At 61.2% G+C, this 433-nt stretch carries 1 protein-coding gene; it reads right to left on the bottom strand.

Annotated features, from left to right (window positions below; genetic code table 11):
- On the bottom strand, positions 1–433 hold a 433-nt coding region (locus B2V90_RS15730; protein ID WP_293922277.1), incomplete at both ends, for a GTP-binding protein.

Here is a 433-nt window from a genome sequence, read left to right as displayed (position 1 = left end):
ACGCCGGTGACAGTGGTCTTGGCGGTCGGCTTCAGGCCAACGATCTCGACTTCTTCACCCACCTTGATGATGCCGGTTTCGACGCGGCCGGTGACCACGGTGCCGCGACCCGAAATCGAGAACACGTCTTCGATCGGCATCAGGAACGCCTTGTCGATCGGACGCTCGGGCTGCGGGATGAAGGTGTCGACAGCCTGCATCAGCTTCAGAACAGCTTCATGGCCGATTTCAGGGGTCTTGTCCTGAAGGGCGGCGACAGCCGAGCCGGCGATGACGGGAATGTTGTCGCCGTCGAAATCGTAGCTGCTCAGCAGTTCACGGATTTCCAGTTCGACCAGCTCGAGGATTTCGGCGTCGTCGACCAGGTCGACCTTGTTCATGAACACGACGAGCTGCGGCACGCCGACCTGACGGGCGAGCAGGATGTGCTCGC

This window comes from Sphingobium sp. UBA5915 (genome assembly GCF_002431195.1).
GTDB lineage: Bacteria > Pseudomonadota > Alphaproteobacteria > Sphingomonadales > Sphingomonadaceae > Sphingobium > Sphingobium soli.
Note: the sequence above shows the minus strand (reverse complement) of the source record. Positions and strands in the feature narration are given on the sequence as shown.